The 24,265-nt window shown below is 72.4% G+C and carries 19 protein-coding genes; 12 read left to right on the top strand and 7 right to left on the bottom strand.

Annotated elements, in window-relative coordinates:
• Positions 1–4: 4 nt before the first annotated feature.
• Positions 5–694 (bottom strand): PepSY domain-containing protein, encoded by a 690-nt coding sequence (locus IH25_RS0118365; protein ID WP_078844295.1) that lies wholly within the window; start codon positions 692–694, stop codon positions 5–7.
• 162 nt (positions 695–856) lie between these two features.
• On the opposite strand from IH25_RS0118365, the gene IH25_RS0118370 reads away from it, so the two are divergent.
• The 3 genes from IH25_RS0118370 (at position 857) to IH25_RS0118380 (ending at position 3,206) form a co-directional block, all read left to right on the top strand.
• Positions 857–2,371 (top strand): MFS transporter, encoded by a 1,515-nt coding sequence (locus tag IH25_RS0118370; protein WP_030611022.1) that lies wholly within the window; start codon positions 857–859, stop codon positions 2,369–2,371.
• Between the two features lie 130 nt (positions 2,372–2,501).
• Positions 2,502–2,717, top strand: coding sequence for a hypothetical protein (locus IH25_RS0118375; protein WP_030611025.1), 216 nt, complete (start codon positions 2,502–2,504; stop codon positions 2,715–2,717).
• A 63-nt stretch (positions 2,718–2,780) separates the two neighbouring features.
• Complete coding sequence (locus tag IH25_RS0118380) at positions 2,781–3,206, top strand: pyridoxamine 5'-phosphate oxidase family protein (protein ID WP_030611028.1); 426 nt, start codon at positions 2,781–2,783, stop codon at positions 3,204–3,206.
• 118 nt (positions 3,207–3,324) lie between these two features.
• Here IH25_RS0118380 and htpG read toward each other — a convergent pair whose 3' ends face one another.
• Positions 3,325–5,226, bottom strand: a complete 1,902-nt coding sequence (gene htpG / locus IH25_RS0118385; RefSeq protein ID WP_030611031.1) for a molecular chaperone HtpG — start codon at positions 5,224–5,226, stop codon at positions 3,325–3,327.
• A 329-nt stretch (positions 5,227–5,555) separates the two neighbouring features.
• Here htpG and IH25_RS0118390 point away from each other — a divergent pair, with 329 nt between their 5' ends.
• Positions 5,556–6,035 carry an SRPBCC family protein gene (locus tag IH25_RS0118390; protein ID WP_030611032.1) on the top strand — a complete coding sequence of 160 codons (480 nt, stop codon included), beginning with the start codon at positions 5,556–5,558 and terminating at the stop codon, positions 6,033–6,035.
• Between the two features lie 195 nt (positions 6,036–6,230).
• Here IH25_RS0118390 and IH25_RS0118395 read toward each other — a convergent pair whose 3' ends face one another.
• The gene (locus IH25_RS0118395; RefSeq protein WP_030611035.1) at positions 6,231–7,454 is read right to left on the bottom strand and encodes an alginate lyase family protein; all 1,224 of its coding nucleotides are present in this window, start codon (positions 7,452–7,454) and stop codon (positions 6,231–6,233) included.
• A gap of 256 nt (positions 7,455–7,710) precedes the next feature.
• On the opposite strand from IH25_RS0118395, the gene IH25_RS0118400 reads away from it, so the two are divergent.
• On the top strand, positions 7,711–8,562 hold the full coding sequence (locus IH25_RS0118400; protein WP_078844296.1) for a lipase family protein: 852 nt from the start codon (positions 7,711–7,713) through the stop codon (positions 8,560–8,562).
• Between the two features lie 34 nt (positions 8,563–8,596).
• On the opposite strand, the gene IH25_RS0118405 is transcribed toward IH25_RS0118400, so the two are convergent.
• The 4 genes from IH25_RS0118405 to IH25_RS0118420 form a co-directional block, all read right to left on the bottom strand.
• Complete coding sequence (locus IH25_RS0118405; protein ID WP_051754007.1) at positions 8,597–9,403, bottom strand: cupin domain-containing protein; 807 nt, start codon at positions 9,401–9,403, stop codon at positions 8,597–8,599.
• Positions 9,397–10,338 carry a DUF6807 domain-containing protein gene (locus IH25_RS0118410; RefSeq protein WP_030611041.1) on the bottom strand — a complete coding sequence of 314 codons (942 nt, stop codon included), beginning with the start codon at positions 10,336–10,338 and terminating at the stop codon, positions 9,397–9,399. Before IH25_RS0118410 ends, IH25_RS0118405 begins: the two co-directional genes overlap by 7 nt.
• Positions 10,335–11,450: a Gfo/Idh/MocA family protein gene (locus tag IH25_RS0118415; protein ID WP_030611043.1), complete on the bottom strand. Its 1,116-nt coding sequence runs from the start codon at positions 11,448–11,450 to the stop codon at positions 10,335–10,337. Before IH25_RS0118415 ends, IH25_RS0118410 begins: the two co-directional genes overlap by 4 nt.
• Before the next feature lie 291 nt (positions 11,451–11,741).
• Positions 11,742–12,023 (bottom strand): metal-sensitive transcriptional regulator, encoded by a 282-nt coding sequence (locus tag IH25_RS0118420; RefSeq protein WP_030611054.1) that lies wholly within the window; start codon positions 12,021–12,023, stop codon positions 11,742–11,744.
• A 346-nt stretch (positions 12,024–12,369) separates the two neighbouring features.
• Between IH25_RS0118420 and IH25_RS0118425 the strand changes: the two genes are divergently transcribed.
• The 7 genes from IH25_RS0118425 (at position 12,370) to IH25_RS38590 (ending at position 24,194) form a co-directional block, all read left to right on the top strand.
• A complete protein-coding gene (locus IH25_RS0118425) occupies positions 12,370–14,625 on the top strand; it encodes a heavy metal translocating P-type ATPase (protein WP_030611057.1) in 2,256 nt (751 codons plus the stop codon).
• Positions 14,626–15,712: 1,087 nt separating this feature from the next.
• A complete protein-coding gene (locus IH25_RS0118430; RefSeq protein WP_078844297.1) occupies positions 15,713–18,763 on the top strand; it encodes a non-ribosomal peptide synthetase family protein in 3,051 nt (1,016 codons plus the stop codon).
• Positions 18,764–18,770: 7 nt separating this feature from the next.
• Entirely contained in the window at positions 18,771–19,553 is a 783-nt protein-coding gene (locus tag IH25_RS0118435; RefSeq protein ID WP_209445330.1) for a leucyl/phenylalanyl-tRNA--protein transferase, read from the top strand.
• A gap of 47 nt (positions 19,554–19,600) precedes the next feature.
• Positions 19,601–20,362 carry a hypothetical protein gene (locus IH25_RS0118440; protein WP_030611066.1) on the top strand — a complete coding sequence of 254 codons (762 nt, stop codon included), beginning with the start codon at positions 19,601–19,603 and terminating at the stop codon, positions 20,360–20,362.
• Positions 20,363–20,455: 93 nt separating this feature from the next.
• The gene (locus IH25_RS0118445) at positions 20,456–21,514 is read left to right on the top strand and encodes a methyltransferase (protein WP_051754008.1); all 1,059 of its coding nucleotides are present in this window, start codon (positions 20,456–20,458) and stop codon (positions 21,512–21,514) included.
• Positions 21,511–23,535, top strand: coding sequence for an acyl-CoA dehydrogenase family protein (locus IH25_RS42315; RefSeq protein WP_167346033.1), 2,025 nt, complete (start codon positions 21,511–21,513; stop codon positions 23,533–23,535). Before IH25_RS0118445 ends, IH25_RS42315 begins: the two co-directional genes overlap by 4 nt.
• Positions 23,532–24,194, top strand: a complete 663-nt coding sequence (locus IH25_RS38590) for a thiaminase II/PqqC family protein (RefSeq protein ID WP_051754009.1) — start codon at positions 23,532–23,534, stop codon at positions 24,192–24,194. The genes IH25_RS42315 and IH25_RS38590 overlap by 4 nt, the downstream gene beginning before the upstream one ends.
• Positions 24,195–24,265: the final 71 nt, after the last annotated feature.

Here is a 24,265-nt window from a genome sequence, read left to right on the forward strand (position 1 = left end):
GGCGTCAGTCGCGGTCGACGTGCTCCCGGAGGATCTTGCGGTTGGTCGCGTCGATGTCGAAGGTCGTCTTGTTCCAGTCGCCGGTCGTCACGACGTCGACGGACCACTTCGGGGTGGAGCCGTCGGTGTCGTCGAGTTCGACGGCGGTGACGGTGCCCTTGGTCTTGCCCGTCGCGGTCTGCGCGGCCTGCTGCGGGGTGACGGTGGCCTTCTTCAGCAGGTCCGCCAGTTCGCGCTTGTCGTCGCCGTCCTCGTCCTTGGCCCGCGCCTGGCCGGCCTTCCCGTCGGCCGCGTCCACGGAGACGGAGTGGGCGGTGCCGTCGTCCGTGGCGACCTCGGCCTCCCACCGGGGACTGTCGGGCGGGCCCTTGAGTTCGACGGAGACCGGCTTGGAGTGCGGTACGGCCCCCACCGCCGCGCTGAGCGCCTGCTCGTAGCCGGTCTTGGCCTTGGGGACGAGTTCCTTGCGCTCCCGCTGGTCCTCGGTGAGATTGCCGTCCGCCGAGGCGGTGGGCGAGGTCGCGGCGACCTGGGCGGCCTCGGCGGCGCCGCTGCGCGCGGCTTCGCCGCCGGTGTCGTCGGCGCACCCCGTGAGCAGCGCTCCGGCCGCGGCTGCCACACAGATCAGGGCGGTGCCCCGGGAGAGGGGCGGACGGTCACGGCGCGAAAGTATTTCGTCACTCTTTGTGTCCATGCGGTCAGTTTAGGTGAGATGTCCACCCGGTGCCTCGTCGGCGGCCGGACGCGGTGGCGGGGCGTACCGGACGGGTATGTGTGCCCGGTAGGGGCGGGGGAACTTGGTCCGACCGGTGGCCCCGGTGGATGCGTCCGGTGGCCTCGGTGGAGAGGAGTCCAGGTGACAGCGTCGACGTCGGCCGCGGGCGGCCGGGAACCGGACACCCGCGGGGACGGGTACGAGCCGGATCCGCGGCGGTGGCGCGCCCTGTGGGTGACGTTGGTGGCCGGGTTCATGAGCCTCCTCGACGTCACGATCGTGGCGGTGGCCCTGCCCACCGTCCAGCAGGACCTGCACGCCTCCCCGGCGCAGGTGCAGTGGGTGGTGTCCGGTTACGCCCTGACCTTCGCCCTCGCCCTGGTCACCGCCGGCCGGCTCGGCGACGCCCTGGACCGGCGCCGTATCTTCCTGCTGGCCCTCGGCGGCTTCGTGGTCTTCAGCGCGGCCTGCGGCGCGGCCCCGGACATCACGCTGCTGGTGGCGGCCCGTCTCGCCCAGGGGCTGGCGGCCGGCTTCATGGCCCCGCAGAATTCCGCGCTGATCCAGCAGATGTTCCGTGGCGCCGAGCGCGGCCGGGCCTTCGGCTTCTTCGGCGCCACCGTGGGCATCTCCTCCGCCGCCGGTCCGGTCACCGGCGGCGCCATCCTGGCCCTGGCCTCCGGGGACCAGGGCTGGCGGTGGATCTTCTACGTCAACGTTCCCATCGGCATCCTCGCCGTCCTGCTCGGCCGCCGTCTGCTGCCGCGCACCGAGCGTTCCGGGCGGGGCCGGGTGGACCTGCCCGGTGTGCTGCTCCTCGGGCTCGGCGTGCTCGCGCTGATGTGCCCGCTGGTGCTGGCGGAGTCCGGCGGCATCGAGCGCCTGTGGTGGCTGTTCCCCGCCGGTGCCGCGCTCCTCACCGTCTTCACCTGGTGGCAGCGCCGTCTCGTCGCCCGGGGTGCGCAGCCGCTGCTGGATCCGCGCCTGTTCACCACCGTGCGCGGCTACGCCATCGGCGCCGGCATCGGCACCCTGTACTTCGTCGGGTTCAGCGGTGTGTGGCTGGTGTTCGCCCTCTTCTACCAGCGGGGGCTGGACTTCTCCCCGCTCCGCTCCGGTCTCGCCGTCACCCCCTTCGCGCTCGGCTCGGCGAGCGCCGCCGTGGTCTCCGGGCGGCTGGTGGAGCGCTACGGCCGCCTGCTCACCGTCTGCGGCCTCGCGGGAGTGATCGCCGGCCTGGGCGGCACCGCGCTGCTGCTGCGGCTCGCGCCCCTGGACCTGGCGCCCTGGGCCGCCGCGCCGGTGCTCTTCCTCGGCGGCGTCGGCGGCGGCCTCGTGGTCTCCCCCAACATCACCATGACCCTGCGGGACGTGCCCGTGCGCATGGCGGGCGCGGCGGGCGGCGCGCTGCAGACCGGGCAGCGGCTGGGCGCGGCGCTGGGCACCGCCGCGCTGCCCGGCCTGTTCTACCTGGTGCTGGGCCGCGCCGGCGACTACCGCGGCGCTCTCGTCACCGCGCTGGGCGCCGCGCTGGCCGGCATGGCGGCCTCCCTGGCCCTCGCGATGTTCGACTGGCGGCGCGACCGGCGGCGGAAGCCGCACCGCACGTGTCCGGACGAGGTCGCCAACGCGCCCGTGCACGCCCGGCACACCTGACGGGCGCCTCGGGGAGCCGGGCGGAGGCAGGGCCATCAGGGTGGTGCGGGCCCGTGTCGGGCGGCGGGCACGCGCACGGTTGGCCATGCTGGCCGGGAGCGGCACCCCTTCCGGCGACAAGGAGCACGGCATGCCGACGGACCCGGTCGAACGATTCCTGGCGGCGCTGGATCCCGACCACCGCGAGGCCGTCGGCGCGCGGCCGCGCGAGGAGCAGGAGCGGCTCGCGGCGGCCTGGACGCGGGAGCTGGAGGCGGACGACGAACTGGACACGCTGGACGAGCTGTCCCCGGCGGCGGCGGAGGCCGAGGCGGCCCGCCGGGTCCTGGAGCGCGGCACCGGCTGACGCGCCCCCGCCCGGGCCGTAACGCTCTTTGTCCGTGCCACACCGGCGCGTTAAGGTCGGCCGATGGCACTCTCGAAGCGAGAACGCGAGCTGTTTCTGGCGGAGCCGCACATCGGTGCGCTGTCGGTCGTCGAACATCCGGACCGCGCCCCGCTGACGGTTCCCATCTGGTACCAGTACACGCCGGGCGGCGACCTGTGGGTGCGCACCGGGCCCGATTCCCGCAAGGGGCGGGCGATCCGCGCGGCGGGGCGCTTCAGCCTGATGGTGCAGCGCACCGAACCGACCGTGCGCTACGTGTCCGTGGAGGGCCCGGTCGTCGCGACGGCCCCGGACAGCCCCGAGCTGTCCTGGGAGATGGCCGCGCGCTACCTCCCCGAGGACAAGGTCGCCGCCTTCGTGGAGTACGACCGGTCCCGGCTCGGCGAGCACTTCATCGTGACGATGCGTCCCGAGCACTGGGTGGCCGCCGACCTCGGCGCCTTCTGAGCCCGCCCGGCCGCCGCGCGGCCGGCATCGCCGGGGGACGCCGCCGGGCGATGCCGGTCCCGCGGGAACGCGGGCGCCGCACACGGCCTGCCGTGCCGTCGGCGCCCGCGGCGGCGGTTTACAGCGAGCGTTCCAGGCGGTCCGCCATCAGCTTGACGAAGCGGGCCGGCTCCTTGGGCTGGCCGCCCTCGGCGAGCACCGCCAGGCTGTACAGCAGCTCGGCGGTCTCGGCCAGCTCCGTACGGTCCTCGCGCTCCTTGTACGCCTGGTTGAGGCCCTTCACCAGCTGGTGGTCCGGGTTCAGCTCCAGGATCCGCTTGGCGCGGGGCACCTCCTGGCCCATCGCGCGGTACATGTTCTCCAGCGCCGGGGTGAGGTCGTGCGCGTCGGAGACGACACAGGCCGGGGAGACGGTGAGGCGGGAGGACAGCCGTACGTCCTTGATGTCCTCGTCCAGCCGTTCCTTCATCCAGCCGAGCAGCCCGGAGTACTCCTCGGTCTGCTTCTCCCGGTCCTCGTCGGCGCCGTCCTCGTCCTTGGCGTCGAGGTCGATCTGCCCCTTGGCGACGGAGCGCAGCTTCTTGCCCTCGTACTCGCCGACGGCGTCGGCCCACACCTCGTCGACCGGGTCGGTGAGCAGCAGCACCTCGATGCCCCGCTCCCGGAATGCCTCCATGTGCGGGGAGTTCTCGATGCTCTGCCGGGACTCGCCGGTCAGGTAGTAGATGTCCTCCTGGCCGTCCTTCATCCGCTCCACGTACTGCTTCAGCGTGGTCGGCTCGGTGTCGTGGTGGGTGCTGGCGAAGGAGGCGACGGCGAGGATGGCGTCACGGTTCTCCGCGTCGGTGACCAGCCCCTCCTTCAGGACCGTGCCGAACTCCCGCCAGAAGGTGCCGTAGCGCTCCTGGTCCTTGGTCATCATCTCCTTGACCGTGGACAGGACCTTCTTGGTCAGCCGGCGCCGCATCATCTCGATGTGGCGGTCCTGCTGGAGGATCTCGCGGGACACGTTCAGCGACAGGTCGGCGGCGTCCACCACGCCCTTGACGAAGCGGAGGTACGGCGGCAGCAGCGCCTCGCAGTCGTCCATGATGAACACGCGCTTGACGTAAAGCTGCACGCCCCGCTTGAAGTCGCGGGTGAACAGGTCGTGGGGCGCGTGTGCCGGGAGGAACAGCAGGGCCTGGTACTCGAAGGTGCCCTCCGCCTGGAGCCGGATCGTCTCCAGCGGGTCGCGCCAGTCGTGGCCGATGTGCTTGTACAGCTCGTGGTACTCGTCGTCGGACACCTCGTCGCGGGGCCGCGCCCACAGCGCCTTCATGGAGTTGAGCGTCTCGGGCTCGGGCGTCGCGCCCTCGTCACCGGACTTCTCGGGCACCATCCGGATCGGCCAGGTGATGAAGTCCGAGTACCGCTTGATGATCTCCCGGATCTTCCACGGGGAGGTGTAGTCGTGGAGCTGGTTCTCCGGGTCGGCGGGCTTGAGGTGCAGCGTGACCGAGGTGCCCTGCGGCGCGTCGTCGACCTTCTCCAGCGTGTACGTGCCCTCGCCGCGCGAGGACCACCGGGTGCCCTGGCCCTCGCCGGCCCGCCGGGTCAGCAGGGTGACCTCGTCCGCCACCATGAAGCCGGAGTAGAAACCGACGCCGAACTGGCCGATCAGCCCGTCCTCGCCGGCCTTGTCCTTGGCCTCGCGCAGCTCCTGGAGGAACTTCGCGGTGCCCGAGTTGGCGATCGTGCCGATGAGCTGCCCGACCTCCTCGTACGACATCCCGATGCCGTTGTCGCGCACGGTGAGGGTACGGGCGTCCTTGTCGATGTCGATCTCGATGTGCAGATCGGACACGTCGGCGTCGAGCGAGTCGTCCCAGAGCTTCTCCAGACGCAGCTTGTCCAGCGCGTCGGAGGCGTTGGAGACGAGTTCCCGCAGGAAGACATCCTTGTTCGAGTACACCGAGTGGATCATCAGCTGGAGCAGCTGACGGGCCTCTACCTGAAACTCAAACGTCTCGGTCGGCATGTTCGCGAATACCTCACAGGTCCTGTTGCCCTGAACTGGTGGCAAACACTGTAAAACACCACGTCAGGGCGGTGGCCGGAAGACGGTGGCGGTGGCCGGATCCGCACCCCGGCGATCTGGGCGCGCCCGGAGACCTGGACGCGCCCGGCGGGCGCCCGGCGCCCGGCGGGCGCCGGGCGCGCTCCCGGGTGTGCCGGCGAGCCGGCGGCGGTGATCGAAACCGATGGCCATGACCGCCGGTTCCCCGGGTACCCGGCTCTCCCGGCCCGGGGCGCGCCGCACGCACGGCCGGCCCGGGACACCCCACCAGTGAGAACGGAGACCTGGAGATGAGCACGGTCAAGGAAGCGGTGGAAGTCGGCGTACCGGTGCACACCGCCTACAACCAGTGGACGCAGTTCGAGAACTTCCCGAACTTCATGGAGGGCGTCGAGGAGGTCACCCAGCTGGACGACCGGCACAATCACTGGACCACGAAGATCGGCGGGGTACGGCGGGAGTTCGACACCGAGATCGTCGACCAGCTGCCGGACGAGCGGATCACATGGCGCACGGTCAGCGGCGACACCAGCCAGCGGGGCAGCGTCCGCTTCGAGCGGGTGGACGACACCCACACCAGGGTCGAGCTGGTGCTGGACGTCGAGCCCAGCGGGACCGTCGAGAAGGTCGGGGACCTGATCGGCACCGTCGACCGCCGGGTGAAGGGCGACATGAAGCGGTTCAAGGAGTACATCGAGAAGCGCGGCGCGGAGTCCGGCGCGTGGCGCGGCCGGATCAAGCCGGGCGACGCGGGCGGACCGGCTCTGTGAGAGCCGGCACGCCCGCGCGGGGCCGCCGGTGAGAGCAGGCGGGGCACCGCCGGTCACCAGGGTCGCCCCACAGAGCAACAGGTCACCGCGTGACCTGACCGTGCCGGGCCGCGAACGCACCACCGTCGCGGCCCGGCACGACGTTGCCCGTGATCGCGTCCCGGCCCGGGCGGCACGTCCGGCCACCGCCGGACGTCAGTTCGGATTGTCCCCGTGGGTGAGGGTCTCCCAGGCGACGAAGAGGTTGTCGCTGCCCGCCGGGCGGTTCTGCGCGGTCAGGGTCCCGGTGTTGGTCATGGCGATGCCCAGGCGGTTGTGCAGGGCGTTGTAACCGACCTCGGTGACCGGGCCGAGTCCCCGCTTGACGCTGCCGCCGCACAGCCAGCTCGGGACGGCGGCGCCCAGTTCGTACTTCGACTGGAAGCCCAGCGCCTGCCGCAGCCGCTCGCCGACATCGGTGCCGTACAGGTCCTGGCCCTGGATCCGGCTGGTCTCGGCCACGTGCGAGACGGCGGAGATCCCGTATCCGGTGTGGGTGAAGTCGCGGCAGGTCTCCTGGGTGAGTCCGGTGACGAAGGTCGACTGGCCCTGCCAGTACGAGACGATCTTGTCGCGGGTGTCCAGGTTCTGGCTCGGGACGGTCTTCGGCAGGTCGCCGTCGGAGGCGAGGTACACGTAGGCGGCGGTGCGGGTGCGGAACCGGGCCATGGCGGTGTCGTACGCGGTCCTGTCCTCCAGGAAGACGGAGATGCCCACGGCCGCCTCCATCATCGACAGCTCCCAGTTGCCGTTGGAGTTCGAGCCGTTGATGATCTCGGGCAGGTAGACGTCGCGCAACATGGCCGCGAACCGGCCCGAGTCGGCCCAGGTACCGGTGTACGTGTACTTGATGATCTCGGCGGCCTTCGGCCAGGAGGAGCCCGCCCAGCCCGTCTGGAGCGGGGCGTTGCTGTTGGTGTGGTCCCGGAGCACGGCGGACCAGGCGTCCATCAGCTCGATCGCCTTCTTCGCATAGCGCTCGTCACGGGTGATGTACCAGGCGAGCGCGTCGGTGTACGCCGCGATCGCGTCCTCGCGCTCGTCCGTGCAGCCGTAGTTCGGGTTGGAGTACGAACCGCACTCGACGACGGCGCGGGGCTTCGGGGTGCGACTGAGGCTCGCGTACTTGCTCGCCATCATCTGGTCGTAGGCGCCCTTCCAGGGCTGGGCGCCGGCCAGCACCTTGCCGCGGGCGAAGTCGAGTTGGGCCCGGGAGACGGTCACGCCGGGGTGCGTGAAGGCGGCGGGGGCGGCCTGCGCCCGCTGGGTGCCGGGCCAGGAGAGCAGTCCGGCGGCGAGCAGGGCCGCCGCCGCGGTGAGCGCGAGAGCGGAACGCGGGAACTTGCGGCGGCGTCGGGCGGATATGTCCTTGTCCAGCATCTGGTCCGTCCTCGTATGTGAACGTCAAACGGCTTCCTGAACGGCCGAGTTGACGAGACCATAGGTACGGACCAACCACCCGTCAAGGGGGTCGTCCACCGGTGCCCGGCCCCTGTGCGCGCTGACGCCCAGCGGACAGGGCAGCGCCGGCAACACTGGGCCGTACGGGTGGAGAGGGGCGTGTCGGATCCGGGACGGACGGCGGCGGAGGCATATATGGCAGCGCGGGCCGGCAGTGTGAACGGCCGGCCCGCCGATGCCCGGTCCGGAGCGAGGAGGATCCGCTGTGCCTGTTCCCGTGGAGATCGATCAGCGTTCGACGGGTTACAGCCTCGAACGCGCCTACTGGCTCGCGCTGGCCTCGGACCTCGCGTACAAGGACGAGGCCACCGTCGAGGCGCGGGCGAGGGAGTGGGGGTTCGACACCGTCCGGCACCACGAGACACGCTTCACCCCGCCGTTCCCCCTCCAGGACACCCAGGCCTACACCATGGCCGGCGACGACATGATCGTGACCGCGTTCCGCGGCACCGAACCGCGACAGATCAAGGACTGGCTCTCCGACGCCACGACCCCGCCCCGGCAGGGGCCGGCGGGCACCGGGCACGTCCACGACGGCTTCGGCGAGGCGCTGGAGTCCATCTGGCCGGATGTGAAGAGCACCCACGCCGAACTGCGCACCAACGGCCAGACCGTCTGGTTCACCGGGCACAGCCTGGGCGGGGCGCTCGCCATGCTCGCCGGCGCCCGCATGTACCTGGAGGAGCCGCGCCTGGCCGCCGACGGCGTCTACACCTACGGCCAGCCCCGCACCTGCGACGCCGCCCTGGCGAGGGCCTACAACAAGGGCTACCGGGACCGGATGTACCGGTTCGTGAACAACAACGACATCGTCCCCCAGATGCCGCCCGCACCCCCCTACTCCCACGTCGACGCACTGCGCTACATCGACTCCCACGGCAAGGTCCGCGACACCATGCCGGTGATCGGCGGACTGTTCGACCACGCGGCAGGACTGACCGCGGACCCGCTGGCCCCCGCCGGTGATGGTGTCCGCGACCACTTCATGCACAGCTACCTCGCCGCGCTGGAGAAGAACCTCTCCTGAACCTCTCCCGATCCCGGCCTCGCGGGCGAGCCGCTTACGAGCCGGCCGGCTCCCGCCCGTCACCGCTGGACCCGTGTTCCCCGGGTCCGTCGTACGGCAGGGTCGTGCCCGGCAGCGCGTACTCGTCGCGGTGCCCGCACATGCCGAAACCGCCGAGCCGGGTGGGTGCGGCCCGGTACGCGGTCGCGTCGCCGAGGTAGTCGGGCTCGCCGGTCTCCAGCGCGTCGAGCTGGGCGCCGGTGCGCTCGGCGGCGGCCAGGGCGCCCGCGCGCCACAGCTCGCGCCAGCGGGGCACCTTGGCGCGGACCAGGCGGGCGGCGGTGCGCTGGAAGTCCCGGCAGGGCCCGGCGTCCCCGGCGGCCAGCGCCTCGCGCAGCCCGAGGAAGCCCTCGACCGCGAGGTCCCTGCGCCGCCGGGCCGCCGCTTCCGCGTCGGGGCCGGTGCCCGGCGGGAGTGTGGCCGCCGCCGCGTACCGCTCGGGGTCGGCGAGCACCTCGGGCGGGAAGGTGAACACCGCGTCCCCGGCCTCGGGCAGGCCGCTGTTCTGCATCAGCACGGTGACGCGCAGCCCGCCGCCCTGCACCATGCGGTGCACGGTACCCGGGGTGAACCAGGCGACCGTGCCCGGCCGCAGGGGGATGTCCCGGTAGCCGTCGGGGCCGAGGGTCTGCACCGCTCCCCGGCCGCGGGTGACGACGTACGCCTCGGTGCACACCAGGTGCAGATGCGGGCTGCCGCCGCACACGCCGTCGGCGGCCTCCCAGTCGTACGCGCTGAGGTGGGACAGGCCGACCGCCCCGGGCAGCGGGCGGGGCAGCCGGGGTTCCGGCCCGGTCACCACGGCAGGGCCGCCAGGTGGGCGGCGATCCGGTCCCGGTCCCAGGCGCCGTCGGCGATCACCAGCCGGTAGCGGTAGTCGAAGGAATCCCCGGGCTCCAGGGCGAACTCCTCGAAGAACGCCCAGGAGAAGGCGACCGTGGGAATGGGTTCGGCGCGGACGAACCAGTGGGACTCGTGGATCGCCGACTCCTCGTCCAGGTTCTCCGGCGCGTGCGCGAAGACCAGGGTGGAGTGCCCGTCGGTCTCGTCGTGCTCGGCGGTGAAGGCGAGCCAGGGGCTCCGACTGCCCATCAGCCGGCTCGCGTCGGCGTCGGCGTCGCCGGGGCCGGGGCCGGGTGCGAGGACCCGGCCGCCGGTGAAGTCGCGCGGGCCGCGCCACTGGAGCCCGGTGTACCCGGCCAGTTCGCGGCCCGCGGTGGTCGGGGAGCCGAACACCAGGGGTTCCGCGCGGATGTTGGTGAGCCGGATCGACCAGTCCAGGACCCAGGCGCCGGCCTCCTCGTCGAGCGAGTGCACCCCGATGCCGCGCCGCTCGCGCGCCCACTCCTGCCCGCCGTGCGCGACCCAGGTCAACTCCTCGGTCACGGACAGCCGTTCGGACTCGGCGGTGAGGGCGGTGAAGCCGTCGTGGCGCATGGAGCCGACCCGGTCGGGCAGTGCCAGGTAACCCCGCCCGGGCACATAGCTGTTGCCGCCCCAGAAGTTCTGCCCGGAGAGGTGACTGGCCGTCATCTGTACGCCCTTGTGCCAGCGGTGGTCGTTCGGGCGGTACCCGGTGACCGTACGCCCGGAGAGGGTGCGGACGGGGTGGGCGTAGGGCTTGGGGGACTCGAAGGGGTCCGGGTCGGGGCGGTAGACGTAGCGGAGGATCTCGGCGCCGTTCGGCGCCTGGACCGCGAGGTGCTCGCCGTGGACGTGGCTGACGCGGATGCTCACGCGCGCTCCTTCGGGGCCCAGTCGGGGTGGCCGCCGTGCATGGCCGTGTAGTAGGGATCGCCGGGGCCGATCTCGCCGGCGCGCACGGGCCGCCCGGTGAACGCCGCCTTGTACAGGGCGGCGGCGAACTCCACGGCGGCGCGGGCGTCGGGGCCGCTGCCGGGCGGCCGCACCCCCTGGTCGTAGGCGTCGAGGAAGGCGCCGAGCTGTGCGGTGTGCGAGCTGGGCACGTGGTGCGCGGGGGCGCGCCAGGCGGCGACGCGCTCGGGGTCGACGTGCGGGGCCGGGGTGTAGACCCAGTCGTCGTTGCCGTGTCCGTACAGGTGGGTCAACTCCACGGTCGCGTCGGCGCAGTCGATGCGGATGCGGCTCACCTCCTGGGGGGAGAGCACGCTGTTGACGACGGTGGCGAGCGCGCCGTCGCGGAAGCGGACCAGGGCGGTGGAGACGTCCTCGCTCTCGATGTCGTGGACCAGACGGGCCGCCATGGCCCGGATCTCCTCCCACTCACCGAGCAGGTGCAGCAGCAGGTCGTACTGGTGGATGCCGTGGCCCATGGTGGGCCCACCGCCCTCGGTGGCCCAGCGGCCGCGCCACGGCTCAGCGTAGTACGCGGCGTCCCGGTGCCAGGTGGTCTGGCAGTGCGCCACCAGCGGGGCGCCGAGTTCGCCGCGCGCGATGAGGTCGCGGGCGTGCACGGCGCCCGAGCCGTACCGGTGCTGGAAGACGACCGCGGCGTAGGCTCCGGACGCCTCCTCGGCGGCGGCGATGTCGTCCAGTTCGGCCTGGGACAGGCAGAGCGGCTTCTCGCACAGCACCCAGGCGCCCGCCTCGAGCGCGGCCACGGTCTGCTCCCGGTGCAGTGCGGGCGGGGTGCCGATCAGCACCAGGTCCGGCCGGGCCTCGTCCAGCATGGCCTCGGTGGAGGTGAACCCGGCGACCCGCGCGCCCGCGAGCTGCCGGAAGGCGTCCAGTCTGCCCTCGTCCAGGTCGACGGCGGCGACCAGTTCGACCCGCTCGGCATGGGCCCTGAGCGCGGGCAGATGGCCGCCGGTGACGATGGCGCCGGTGCCGATCACGGCGACGCGGCGGCGGGGTGCGGGCAGGGGCATGCGGCGCTCCTCGGAGGGATCGGCAGGACGCAGGCAGCATGGAAAGCGCTTGCTATCGTACGAGGACGACCCTAGGGGTGAGGAGCAGTCAGGACAAGCCCCGGACGGAGAGGCCGTACGGGCAGCGATCAGGCGCCTTGGCGCCGATACGTTCCCTCCCCTCCGGGACCGCGGTCCCGCCCTCGCGGGTGGGCATTTCTCAGTGAACGTACATGCGGCCGGGGTTCCTTGCGCTTCACACGAAGATGCACACGCGGCGAGGGGATGCCGGCCGGCGACGGCCGTCCACCGTCAGGAACGCACCAGGCGCGCGATCGCGTCGGACGCCTCCTTCAGCTTCCGCTCGCGTTCCTCGCCGCCCTCCGCGACCGCGTTGCTCACGCAGGTGGCCATGTGCTCGTCGAGCATCTGCAGCGCGAACGACTGCAGCGCGCGGGTCACCGCAGACACCTGAGTGAGGACGTCGATGCAGTAGGTGTCCTCGGCCACCATGCGCTGGAGGCCGCGGACCTGCCCCTCGATGCGCCGGAGCCGCATCATCACATCGTCCTTGTGCTTCTTCTGCCCCGCCATGACTCCGCTTCCCTTCCCTCTCCCGAGGGATGCCCCGCACCGCGGCGAGCTCCCTCCAGAAAGATACCCGCGGCCCGTACAAAGCACCCGCGACCGACCGACCGGCCACGCCGGCCCGGCGAGCGAACTCGGGCAGTGCGGCAGCGGCTTGACCTGCTGTCAGCACGCAGGCGGGCCCCATGACGGACATACCCCCGGCGCGTATACCGCCAATGATCCATCCCGGCCTTGCTTCCATGTGGACGCGAGGGTATACATAGCTTTACCGATACCCCGTAGGGGTATGCAAACGGCCGCGGGCCGCCTCCTGGTCCGTCGGCTCCGCAGTCCCCTGCCGAGGAGCATGATGGCAACAACCACCCAAGACCTGGCCCGAGTCGAGCTGACCATCGGCGGCATGACGTGCGCCTCGTGTGCCGCCCGTATCGAGAAGAAGCTCAACCGCATGGAGGGAGTCGAGGCCACCGTCAACTACGCCACCGAGAAGGCCAAGATCACCTACTCCCCCGTCCTCCAGGTGGCGGATCTGATCGCCACCGTCGAGGCCGTCGGGTACACCGCGGCGCCGCCCGCACCCGCCGTGCCGGAGGGCGGCGAGGCGGGCGAGACCGGCGGAGGGGCGGACGACGAGCTGCGCTCGCTGCGCGAGCGTCTGATCACCGCCGTCGTGCTGGCCGTGCCGGTCATCGTCCTGGCCATGGTGCCCGCCTGGCAGTTCGACTACTGGCAATGGCTCTCCCTCACCCTGACGGCGCCGGTGGTCACCTACGCCGCCTGGCCCTTCCACCGCGCGGCCTTCACCAACCTGCGGCACGGCGCCGTCACCATGGACACCCTGATCTCGGTCGGTACCGCCGCCGCGTTCCTGTGGTCCCTGTGGGCGCTGTTCTTCGGCTCGGCCGGCACCCCGGGGATGACCCACGGTTTCGAGCTGACCATCTCCCCCTCGGACGGCGGCGGGAACCTCTATCTGGAGACCGCGGCCGGGGTGACGGCCTTCCTCCTGGCGGGCCGGTACTTCGAGGCGCGCTCCAAGCGCATGGCCGGCGCCGCCCTGCGGGCCCTGATGGAGCTGGGCGCCAAGGAGGTCACCGTGCTGCGCGGGGACCGCGAGGAGCGGATCCGCACCGAGGACCTGGCCGTGGGCGACCGGTTCATCGTCCGGCCGGGCGAGAAGATCGCGACCGACGGCACCGTCGTGGAGGGCAGTTCCGCGGTCGACGCCTCCATGCTGACCGGCGAGCCCGTGCCCGTGGAGGTCGGCGAGGGCGACGCCGTCACCGGCGCGACCCTGAACGCCGGCGGCCGGCTCGTCGTCCAGGCGACCCGGGTCGGCTCCGACACCCAGCTGGCCCGGATGGCCCGGATGGTGGAGGACGCGCAGAACGGCAAGGCCGCCGCGCAGCGGCTCGCCGACCGGATCTCCGCCGTCTTCGTACCCGTCGTGATCGGCCTGGCCGTGGCCACCCTCGGCTTCTGGCTCGGCAACGGCGCGGGCGCCACGGCCGCGTTCACCGCGGCCGTGGCGGTGCTCATCATCGCCTGCCCCTGCGCCCTGGGCCTGGCCACCCCGACGGCCCTGCTGGTCGGCACCGGCCGCGGTGCCCAGCTCGGCATCCTCATCAAGGGGCCGGAGGTGCTGGAGACCACCCGGAAGGTCGACACCATCGTGCTGGACAAGACCGGCACCGTGACCACGGGCCGGATGAGCCTGCTGGCCGTGCACCCCGCCGAGGGCGTGGACGAGCGCGAGGTGCTGCGGCTGGCGGGGGCGCTGGAGCACGCCTCCGAACACCCCATCGCCCAGGCCGTCGCCGCCGATGCCGCCGACCGGGTCGGCACCCTGCCGGCCCCGCGGGGCTTCCGGAACCTGCCGGGGCTCGGCGTGGAGGGCGTGGTCGACGGGCACCGGGTCCTCGTCGGCCGGGGCAAGCTGCTCGCCGAGCGGTCCATGGAGCTGCCCGCCGGCCTGGCGCGGGCCGGTGCCGACGCCGAGGCCGCGGGCCGTACGGTCATCACGGTGGCCTGGGACGGTGAGCCGCGCGCCGTGCTGGAGGTCGCCGACGCCATCAAGGAGACCAGTGCCGAGGCCGTCCGGCGGCTGCGGGCGCTCGGGCTGACCCCGATCCTGCTCACCGGGGACAACGAGACCGTCGCCCGGTCCGTGGCCGCCGAGGCGGGCATCGACCAGGTGATAGCGGAAGTCATGCCCGAGGACAAGGTGGACGTGGTCAAGCGTCTCCAGGGCGAGGGACACGCCGTCGCGATGGTCGGGGACGGTGTCAACGACGCCGCCGCGCTGGCCCAGGCCGACCTGGGCCTGGCCATGGGCACCGGCACGGACGCGGCCATCGAGGCGGGCGACCTCACCCTGGTCCGAGGAGACCTGCGGGTCGCGGCGGACGCCATCCGGCTCGCCCGGCGCACCCTCGGCACCATCAAGGGCAATCTGTTCTGGGCGTTCGCCTACAACGTCGCCGCCCTGCCGCTCGCCGCGAGCGGACTGCTCAACCCCATGATCGCCGGTGCCGCGATGGCGTTCTCGTCGGTGTTCGTCGTCAGCAACAGCCTCCGGCTGCGCCGGTTCCGGGCCGCCGCCTGAACCACGGCACGGCGGCGGGGCGGACCATGCGGTCCGCCCCGCCGCCGTCGTATGTCCGCTGTCCGCTGTCCGCGAGAGCGGGTGTGTGTCAGGTCGGCCGGATGTGTGTCACACCAACAGGGGTGTGTCAGGTCGACCGGGGATGTGTCAGGTCAGGGACTCCGGATCCGGCTCGGGATGTCCAGGGAGGGGCGGAAGAACGGGCCGGCCCATGGATATCGCGGGCAACGCCCGGAATGTCGTGGATAATCGCCGGTTAACCGCACGTCAATGCCCGGGCGACGGCGACGGCGGCCTCACCCCGGCATTTCGGAAATCGCAGCGGGACACGGCCCGCCGGCGCCGGTTCGGAGAAGTTGCGCAAAAGCCGCTCCCTCCTGTGGATTGGAGTCCCGCTCCGCACCACTTATACCCATACCCCCTAGGGGAAGCAAGGTGTTTGAGCACGGAGAAGGGCCCGACCCGTCCCCGACCGCGCATCGGATTACCGCCCGATAACCGGCACCCGCCGTTCTGTGCCCGGCCTGGCCGTGCGCGGCTTCGCTCCCCTCTTTTCCCCGTGTTCCCCCCTCTCCATCCCTCGTTCCACTCCCCGGAAAAGAAATCTTCCCCCGTTGACAACGCCTACCCCCGTAGGGTTTCCTCGGCACGGTCGCAACAGAGCACAGTCGGCGCCGGGTCGAGTAGCCAGGCACAGAAACTGACGTTCGGTTGAAGATGGGGGACGGCAACGATGGAGACATCGACGATGCAGGAACCGAGCGCGGCCGCACACCGCTGTCTGTGACGGCGCCGGGGCACGCTGACACCTCCACGGCCGATCGGCTGGCCCACCCGCAGTTCCCGAGCCGGCTGATCCCCTCCCGCGTGCCCACCGAGCCGCACCCGCACGCCCGCCGCGTGCCGGGCACGGTGACTTCTTCCTTCTGAACTCCCGCCCACAGCCCACGGGTTCACCGCACACCGGCACCCCGGCCTGCCGCCCGTTCACCCAGGCCCGGCGCAATCCCAGGCACGAGCCCGCCGTGCGCTCACGCGCGTCGGCGGACGGTCAGCGTTCTCATACCCGCACTGGACGAGAGGACTCATGGACATCATCGGGAAGCCGTACGCACACGAGCGCTTCGCCGCGGTGGCGGCGGCTCGTGGCGAGACGACAGCGGTGGAGCACGACGGCCACCGGATCAGCTACGCCGAACTCGACGCGCACGCGAGCCGGTTGGCCAACCGGCTGCGCGCCCGGGGAGTGGGGCGCGGATCGGTGGTCCTGGTCCACCTGGAGCGCTCGATCGACCTCGTCGTGTCCCTCCTGGCGACACTCAAGGCGGGGGCGGCCTATCTTCCGGTGGAGCCGGGCGTCCCGGACGACCGGATCGCCGCCTACGTCAAGGAGACGGGCTGCGCGGTCGCCGTCACCCGCCCCGAGCACGCCCGCCGGTTCACCGGGCTGCCGGTGACGGCCCTGGACCCACGGGCCGCCGGCACCGAGGACTCCCCCGGCACCGGTCCGGACTGCACCGGCACCGGTCCGGCCGCCGCCGTCGAACCGGCGGACACCGCCTACGTCATCTACACCTCGGGCTCCACCGGCTCCCCCAAGGCCGTCCGGGTGGCCCATGCCTCCCTCGCCTATCTGTGCCACAGCGTCAACGAGCGCTACGGCGTCGAACCGGGGGACCGGGTGCTGCAGTTCGCCGCGCTCTCCTTCGACACCTCCCTGGAGCAGATCCTCAACACCCTGCTCAACGGCGCGACCCTCGTCCTGCCCGAGTACGCCTGGGCACCGAGCGAACTGCCCGGCCGGCTGCGGTCGCTCGGCATCACGGTCATGGACCTGACCCCGCCGTACTGGCGCGCCTTCCTCGCCGAACTGGCCGCCGCTCCGGTCGACTTACCCGTGCGGCTGACGATTGTCGGGGGCAGCGCGGTGCACGCCGAGGACTGCCGGACCGCCCTGCGGCTGATGCCCCGCTCCCGCCTCGTCAACGCCTACGGGCTGACCGAGACGACGATCACCTCCTGCACGATGGAGATAACCCCCGAGGTGCTGCCGGCCCAGGGCCCCGCGCCCGTCGGACGACCGCTGCCGGGGACCGTCGTCCACGTGCTGGACGAGCGGCTGACCCCGGTCCCGCCCGGACGGCACGGCGAGATCTACCTCGGCGGCCCCGGCGTCGCGCAGGGCTACCTCGGTGACGAGGCGCAGAGCCGGAAGCGGTTCGTGACCCTGCCGGGCGCGGCGGACGGCCCGGTGACCGTGTACCGCACCGGCGACCTGGGCGGCTGGACGGCCGACGGCAACCTCGAGATCGTGGGGCGGGCCGACCGGCAGATCAAGATCCGCGGCTTCCGCATCGAACCGGCCGAGATCGAGGCGACGTTGTCCGCGCACGACCTCGTCGACGACGCCGCGGTCACCTCCTTCACCCACCGGGGGGAAGACCAGCTCGTCGCCTACTTCACCGCCCGGCGCGCCCCGGGCGCCCTCGATCCCGCGGAACTGCGCGCCTTCACCGCCCGCCATCTGCCCGCCTATATGGTTCCGGCCCGGTTCGTCCAGCTCGACGCGATGCCGACGACCGCGCACGGCAAGACCGACCTCGCCGCGCTGCCCGATCCGTCCGAGCTGCCCGCGGCCCCTGCGGCGGCCGGTGGCGGGGCGTCCCCGGCGAGCCTGGTCGAGCGTGCCGTAGCCGGTCTGTGGTGCCAGGTGCTCGGTGTGGAGTCGGTGGAGCCGGGCGACAACTTCTTCGACCTGGGCGGGAATTCGATCCTCGCGGCCGAGCTGATGGCGAAGGTCCGGGCCTCGCTGGGCGTCCTGATCACCCAGGTGCGCCCCCTGATCCGGCTGCTGCTGGACGACGCCACCCTGCGCGGCTTCGCCACGGCGGTGGAGTCGGCCCGGGCCGGCACGCTCAGCGCGGACGGCGCGGCCCCGGCCGATCTGCGGGCGGACACCGCCGTCGGCGTGCCGATCCAGGACGGACCCACCGAGACCGCGTGGGCGGACCCGGCCCATGTCCTGCTCACCGGGGCCACCGGCTTCCTGGGCGTCTACCTGCTGCGCGACCTGCTGCGGAGCACCTCCGCCACCGTGCACTGCCTGGTGCGGGCCCGGGACGCCCGGCACGCCGTCGAGCGCCTCCAGGGCACCGCGCGGCGCTATCTCGCCGAGGACCTGGCCGAGTACGTGGCGTCCGGGCGGATCTCGGTCGTGCCGGGCGACCTGGACCGGCCGCTGCTCGGGCTGACGGAGGCGGAGTTCGACCACTTCGCCAGGACGGTCGATGTCATCCACCACCCGGGCGGGCTGGTCAACTTCATCTATCCGTACTCCCATATGCGCCCGACCAACGTCGAGGGCACCCGGGAGATCATCCGGCTGGCCGGACGGTACCGGAACATCCCCGTGCACTACGTCTCCACCATGGCCGTGGTCTCCGGCTTCGGCACCGCCGGTGTCCGGCACGTCACCGAGGAGACACCGCTCGACCACCCGGACCGGCTGTCGGTGGGGTATGTCGAGAGCAAGTGGGTCGCCGAGGGCATGCTGCTGAACGCGGCCCGGCAGGGGCTGCCGGTCGCCGTCTACCGGGCCGCCGACATCTCCGGCGACCGTGTGACCGGCGCCTGGAACACGGCCACCGAGATGTGCGCGATGAAGAAGTTCATCGTGGACACCGGGACCTCGCCCATCGCCGAACTCCCCCTGGACTACACGCCGGTGGACTGCTACTCCGCCGCGCTGCTGCACATCGCGGCCGGCAGGCTGCCGGCGGGCGAGGTCTACCACCTGACCAACCCCGGGAAGGTGAACGTCTCCGTGCTGGCCGACCGGCTGCGGGCGCACGGGCACACCATCCGCGAGGTGCCCTGGGAGGAGTGGGTCGACGGGATCGTCAGGATGGCCGTCGAACGGCCCGACCACCCCATGACCCCGTTCGCCCCGCTGTTCATCGACCGCTGCTCCACCGGCGAGATGAGCGTGGCCGAGATGTACCTGGAGACGACGTTTCCCGTGTTCACCCGGGACAACGTCGACGACGCGCTGCGCGGCAGCGGTATCGCGATCCCGCCCGTGGACGCGGAGCTGCTCGACCGCTACATCCGGTACCTGACCTCCATCGACTTCCTGTGAGGTGCACGTGTACATCCGTACGCTGGCGCGTACCGGTGGCGCATGGGAGTCGCTGGACGTCCTCGGCGGCCCGGCGGACGGGCCCGTCGCCTTCGGGGGCGACCTCGGCCCCCAGTCCCTGCTCGCCGCCTACCGGCGCGGCCTGTACCCGTTCCCGGCGGCGACGGCCGAACAGCGGATCGTCAACGAACTGCTGTACGAGGCCGATGTCGAGGCCGGTGCGGTGAAGACGCTGCCCGGCGACGAACCCTTCTCCATCGCCTGGTGCTCCCCCGACCCGCGGCCCGTCATCCCCGTCGGCCAGGCCCGCCTCCAGCGCAGCCTGCGCCGGCAGCTGCGCCGCACGCCGGACTGGACCACGACGGCGGACGTGTGCTTCGAGCGGGTGGTCCGCCGGTGCCGCGCCGGACGCACCGAACAGTGGCTCACCGACGACCTGCTGCGGGGCCTGTGCGTGTTGCACGAACTCGGCCACGCGCACAGCGTCGAGGTGTGGGAGGGCGACGAGCTGATCGGCGGCACCTTCGGCGTCCGCATCGGCCGCGTCTTCAGCGCCGACTCCCAGTTCACCCTGCGCAGCGGCGCGGGCAAGACGGCGGTCGCCGACCTGACGCGGCGCTTCGCCGCGGCCGGCGGGCTGGCCGTCGACGTCCAGCGCGACGGCGATCACGTCCGGCTCCTGGGCGCGCGGCCGATCCCCCGGGCGCGCTATCTCGCCCTGCTCACCGGCCCGGACACGGCCCGGCCGCTGCCCACCGAGCGGCTGCCCGCCCGCCGGCTCGCCGGATGAGGACCACGCCGACCGCTGGGCCCGCACTCACCGACGGGAGACACATCATGAGCACCACCAGCACCGGCCTGCGCGCGGTCAGTCTCGCCGCCAGACCCGATCTGGAAGAGGCGATGCTCACCATGGAGTCGTCGTGGCCCGCCTACATCCGCCCCGATCCGCTCCTCGTGGACTGGGCGCTGCGCCGCCACGCCGAGCACCAGTTCGTCGTACTCGACGAGGAGGAGCAGGTCGTCGCGCGGGCGGCCGCCGTGCCCTTCGCCTGGGACGGCGATCCGGACGGACTGCCCGACACCGGCTGGGACGAGGCGTTGCGCCAGTGCCTGTCCGACACGGTAGCCGGCCGGGAACTCACCACGCTGTGCGCGCTGGAGGTCGCCGTCGTCCCGGACCGCCTCGCGCGGAACCTGTCCGGGTACACGCTGCGCGCGCTGCTCGACCACGCCCGCGCCCAGGGGTTCCCCGACGTCGTGGTGCCGCTCCGGCCCAGTGGCAAGCACCGGCACCCGCGGCTGCCGCTGGCCGAGTACCTGGCGCTGCGCCGGCCCGACGGGCTGCCCGAGGACCCCTGGCTGCGGGTGCATGTGCGGGCGGGCGGCGAGGTGCTGCGGGTGTGTCCGGCGTCCATGACGATCTCGGGGAGCCTGGCCCAGTGGCGGGCGTGGACCGGCCTTCCCCTGGACACCGACGGCCCGGTGGAGCTGCCCGGCGGCCTGACCCCGCTCACCGTGAACACCGTCCACGACCACGCCGTGTACGTCGAACCGAACGTCTGGGTCCGGCACCGCCTCACCGGCGCGCGGCCCTGACGATCCGGCGCACACACACTCCGGTCTCCCCTGCCGAATGCGAGAAGACCGGCCCGTATCGCCCGAGCGACACCCACGACAAGGAGTACGACCATGAGCACGACTCCCCAGGACGTCCTCGCCACCGGCACACTGGATCTCCGTGCCGCCCTGATCGAGCGGATCGGCGGCTACATGACGGCGCACGGCATCGGTGTGGCCGCCGAACTGGGCCTCGCGGACCTGATCGGCACCGGTTCGCGCACCAGCCGGGAGCTGGCCGACGCGACCGCCACACACGAGCCCTCGCTGCGGCGGCTGCTGCGCATGCTGGTCGCCGTGGGCATCGCCGAGGAGCCGGCACCGGGCCGCTTCGCGCTCACCGACGTCGGCTCCCAGCTGCGCTCCGACTCCCCGGACTCGCTGCACAAGTTCGCCAGGATGTTCTGCCACCCCATCTTCTTCACGTCCTGGCAGAGCCTGCGGCACACCGTCACCACCGGCGAACGCGCCTTCGACCACGTGCACGAGACGGGCATCTACGACTGGCTGGCCCGGCACGGCGAGACCAGCACGCTGTTCAACGAGGCGATGAGCGAGGAGTCCCGGCTCTCGGCCGCGCAACTCGCCGCGGGCTACGACTTCCCGGCGGCCGGCACGGTGGTGGACCTCGGCGGCGGCGACGGCACCCTGCTCGCCGCGATCCTCCAGGCCCGGCCCGGGCTGCGGGGCATCGTCTTCGACAGCCCGAGCGGTGTCGCCGAGGCCCCCGTCACCCTGGGCAAGGCCGGGCTCGCCGACCGGTGCGAGGTCCGCTCCGGGGACTTCTTCCAGTCCGTGCCCGACGACGGCGACCTGTACATCATCAAGAGCGTGTTCCAGGACTGGGGCGACGACGAGGCGCGTGCGATCCTGCGCACGGTCCGGTCCCACATACCCGCCTCCGCCACCTTGCTGATCGTCGGCACGGTCCTGCCCGAGACCGCCGACACCTCCGCTCCCGTCGCGTACTTCACCGACGTCAACATGATGGTCACGACCGGCGGCCAGGAACGTACGGAAGGGGAGTTCCGGGCGCTGCTGGAGGAGACCGGATTCACCGTGCGGTCGGTCGGGGTGGGGCAGGCGGGACCGCTGTCGGTGATCGAGGCCGTCCCCGCTTCCGCGGCATGACCGCGCGAGAGACGCCGGAGCCGGGTACCCCGGCCGGCGCACGGCGTCCGGGGTTCGCCACCGCGCTGTTCCTCGGCCGGCCGGAGACCGATCCGCTCACCGGCCCCGCGGGCGATCCACGGCGACCGCAACCGGCGGAGGAGCGTTTCCTCGCGCGCCTGCGCGACTTCTGTGAGAAGGAGGTCGACAGCGCCGCGATCGAGCGCGCGGACCGTATCCCGGACGAGGTGGTCGAGGGGCTGAAGGACCTCGGCGCGCTCGCCATCCGTCTCCCACGCCGGTACGGCGGGCTGGGCCTGTCCACCCACTGCTACCTGCGCGCGCTCATGCTCACCAGTACGACGCATCCGGCGCTGAGCGAACTGCTCGCGGCCCACCAGGCGATCGGGCTGATCCAGCCGCTGCTGCTGTTCGGGACCGACGAGCAGAAACGCGCCTTCCTGCCGCGCTGTGTGCGGGAGATCTCCGCCTTCGCCCTCACCGAGGCCGACATCGGCAACGACCCGTTCCGCATGCACACCACGGCCGTCTACGACCCGGCCTCGGACAGCTATGTGCTCGACGGGGTGAAGACGTGGACGACCAACGGGGTGGTCGCGGACCTGCTCGTGGTCATGGCCGTCGTACCCGCCGGGGAGAGCGGCGACGGAGGGATGACGGCGTTCGTCGTGGAGGCGGACGCGCCCGGGGTGACGGTGGAGCGGCGCAACTCCTTCCTCGGGCTGCGGGGTCTGGAGAACGGCTGCGTCCGGCTGCACCGGGTGGTCGTCCCGGCGGGCCACCGGATCGGGGCGGAGGGCGAGGGGCTGGCGATCGCCCTCGCCGCGCAGGACACCGGGCGACTGTCGCTGCCGGCCGTGAGCGCCGCCGCGGCCAAGTGGAGCGTGCGGATCGCCCGGCAGTGGAGCGCGGCCCGGGTGCAGTTCGGGCGGCCCCTCGCCCGGCACGACGCGGTGGCGGGGAAGGTGTCCTTCATCACCGCGACCGCCTTCGCGCTGGAGGCGCTGGTCGAGGTCATCGCCCGGCGGGCGGCGGCCGGTGACACCGACACCCGGCTGGACGCGGAACTGGCCAAGCTGTTCGCGTCGGAACAGGCCTGGGTCATCGCGGACGAGCTGGTGCAGCTCCGGGGCGGCCGCGGCTACGAGACGGCCGAGTCGGCCGTCGCCCGTGGTGAACGGGGCGTGCCGGTCGAGCAGTTGCTGCGTGACGTCCGGGTCGGCCGCATCTTCGACGGCTCCAGCGAGGCCCTGCGGGCCTTTCTGGCCCACGACTTGATCGAGGCGCACCGGGCTGCGGCGCGTGGGCGGGATACAGGGCCTTGGCAAGGGACGGCTGACGCCGGGAAGAGCCCGGGCGCCGAGGAGACGGTGGGCACCGCGGATTCGGTGGCCGCCGGGGAAGCCGTGGATCCGGCGGCCGTCGGGAAGGTGCCGCGTCCGGCAGCCGCTGGAGAGGCGGCAGGCACCGGGATACCGGCCGGGCCCGACGCCTCGGCGGGCCGGCACGACGCCGGCCTGGACGACCACCTGGAGTTCGTCGCCCGGACCAGCCGGCGGATCGCCGGTGAACTCGCCGCGGTCGCCGCCGACTCCGGACCCGAGGGCGAGGGTCTCGACGGGCGGCAGCGGTTCCTCGGGCGGATCGTCGACGTCGGGGCCGAGCTGTACGCGATGAGCGCGAGCTGTGTCTACGCCCGGGCGCTCGGCGGCGCCGACGGCTCCCCGGCCGAACTCGCCGACGCCTTCTGCCGTCAGGCACGGCTGCGGGTGGCCGAGTCGCTGGCCCGGCTCGGCGAGAACACCGACGCCGCGGACCGCGCGGTGACGGGACATGTCCTGGACGGCCGCTACACGTGGCTGGAGGAGGGAGTGGTGGACGTCTCCGTCGATGGGCCCTGGATCGCCGCACAGCGGCCGGGGCCGGCGACGGGCCCCAGTCTGCGGCGCGTCATCCGGCCGGCGGGGACACCGAAGACCGCCCGGCCGTCGTCCGACGAAACCACGAGGAGGACCCCGTGAACACCGTGACGGACGTCCTTGAGGCGGCGCGGCTGCGGATCGCCGAGGACGTCGAGCCCAACCGCTTCCTCGACGTGCTGGAGCAGGGCCGGATGCCGAAGGAACGGCTCAAGCGGCTCGCCGGGGAGCTGTACCACCTGGTGCGCAGCGACCGCCGCAGCTTCGCGCTGCTCGCGTCGCGCTTCCCCGACGCCCCGGCCGGAGACCTGTTCCTGGCCATGGCCCAGGGCGAGGCCCAGGCCCTGGAACTGCTCGGGGGCTTCGCGACCGCTGTCGGCCTCACGACCGAGGACCTGCGGACGTACGAACCGCAGCCGCTCGCCCAGGCCTACCCGGCCTACCTGGCGCGTGCGGCGCTGTCCGGCACGGCGAGCGACACCGCGCTGGCGCTGCTGGCGAACGTGGCGGAGTCCACCGGGACCTATACCCGGGTGGCCGACGCCCTGGTGGCGCGGTACGGCATCGAGGAGCGCGCGCTGGAGCACTTCCGCTACTTCGCCGACACCCCGCAGGCCCTGCTGGACCAGGCGACGGCCACCCTGGCGGACGGTCTGGCCGGCGGGGACGACCCGGTGGCCGCCGTGCGCTGCGCGTGGACCGTGCACGCGCTGGAGGCCGCGTTCTGGAACTGCCTGGCACACGGCCTCGACACGGGCTGAACGCGCCCGTCCGCAGGCCCTCCGCCCGGCTTGACACCCATACCCCCCACCCGTATTTTCACTGCAATACC

It is taken from the genome of Streptomyces achromogenes subsp. achromogenes, from assembly GCF_000720835.1.
GTDB lineage: Bacteria > Actinomycetota > Actinomycetes > Streptomycetales > Streptomycetaceae > Streptomyces > Streptomyces achromogenes.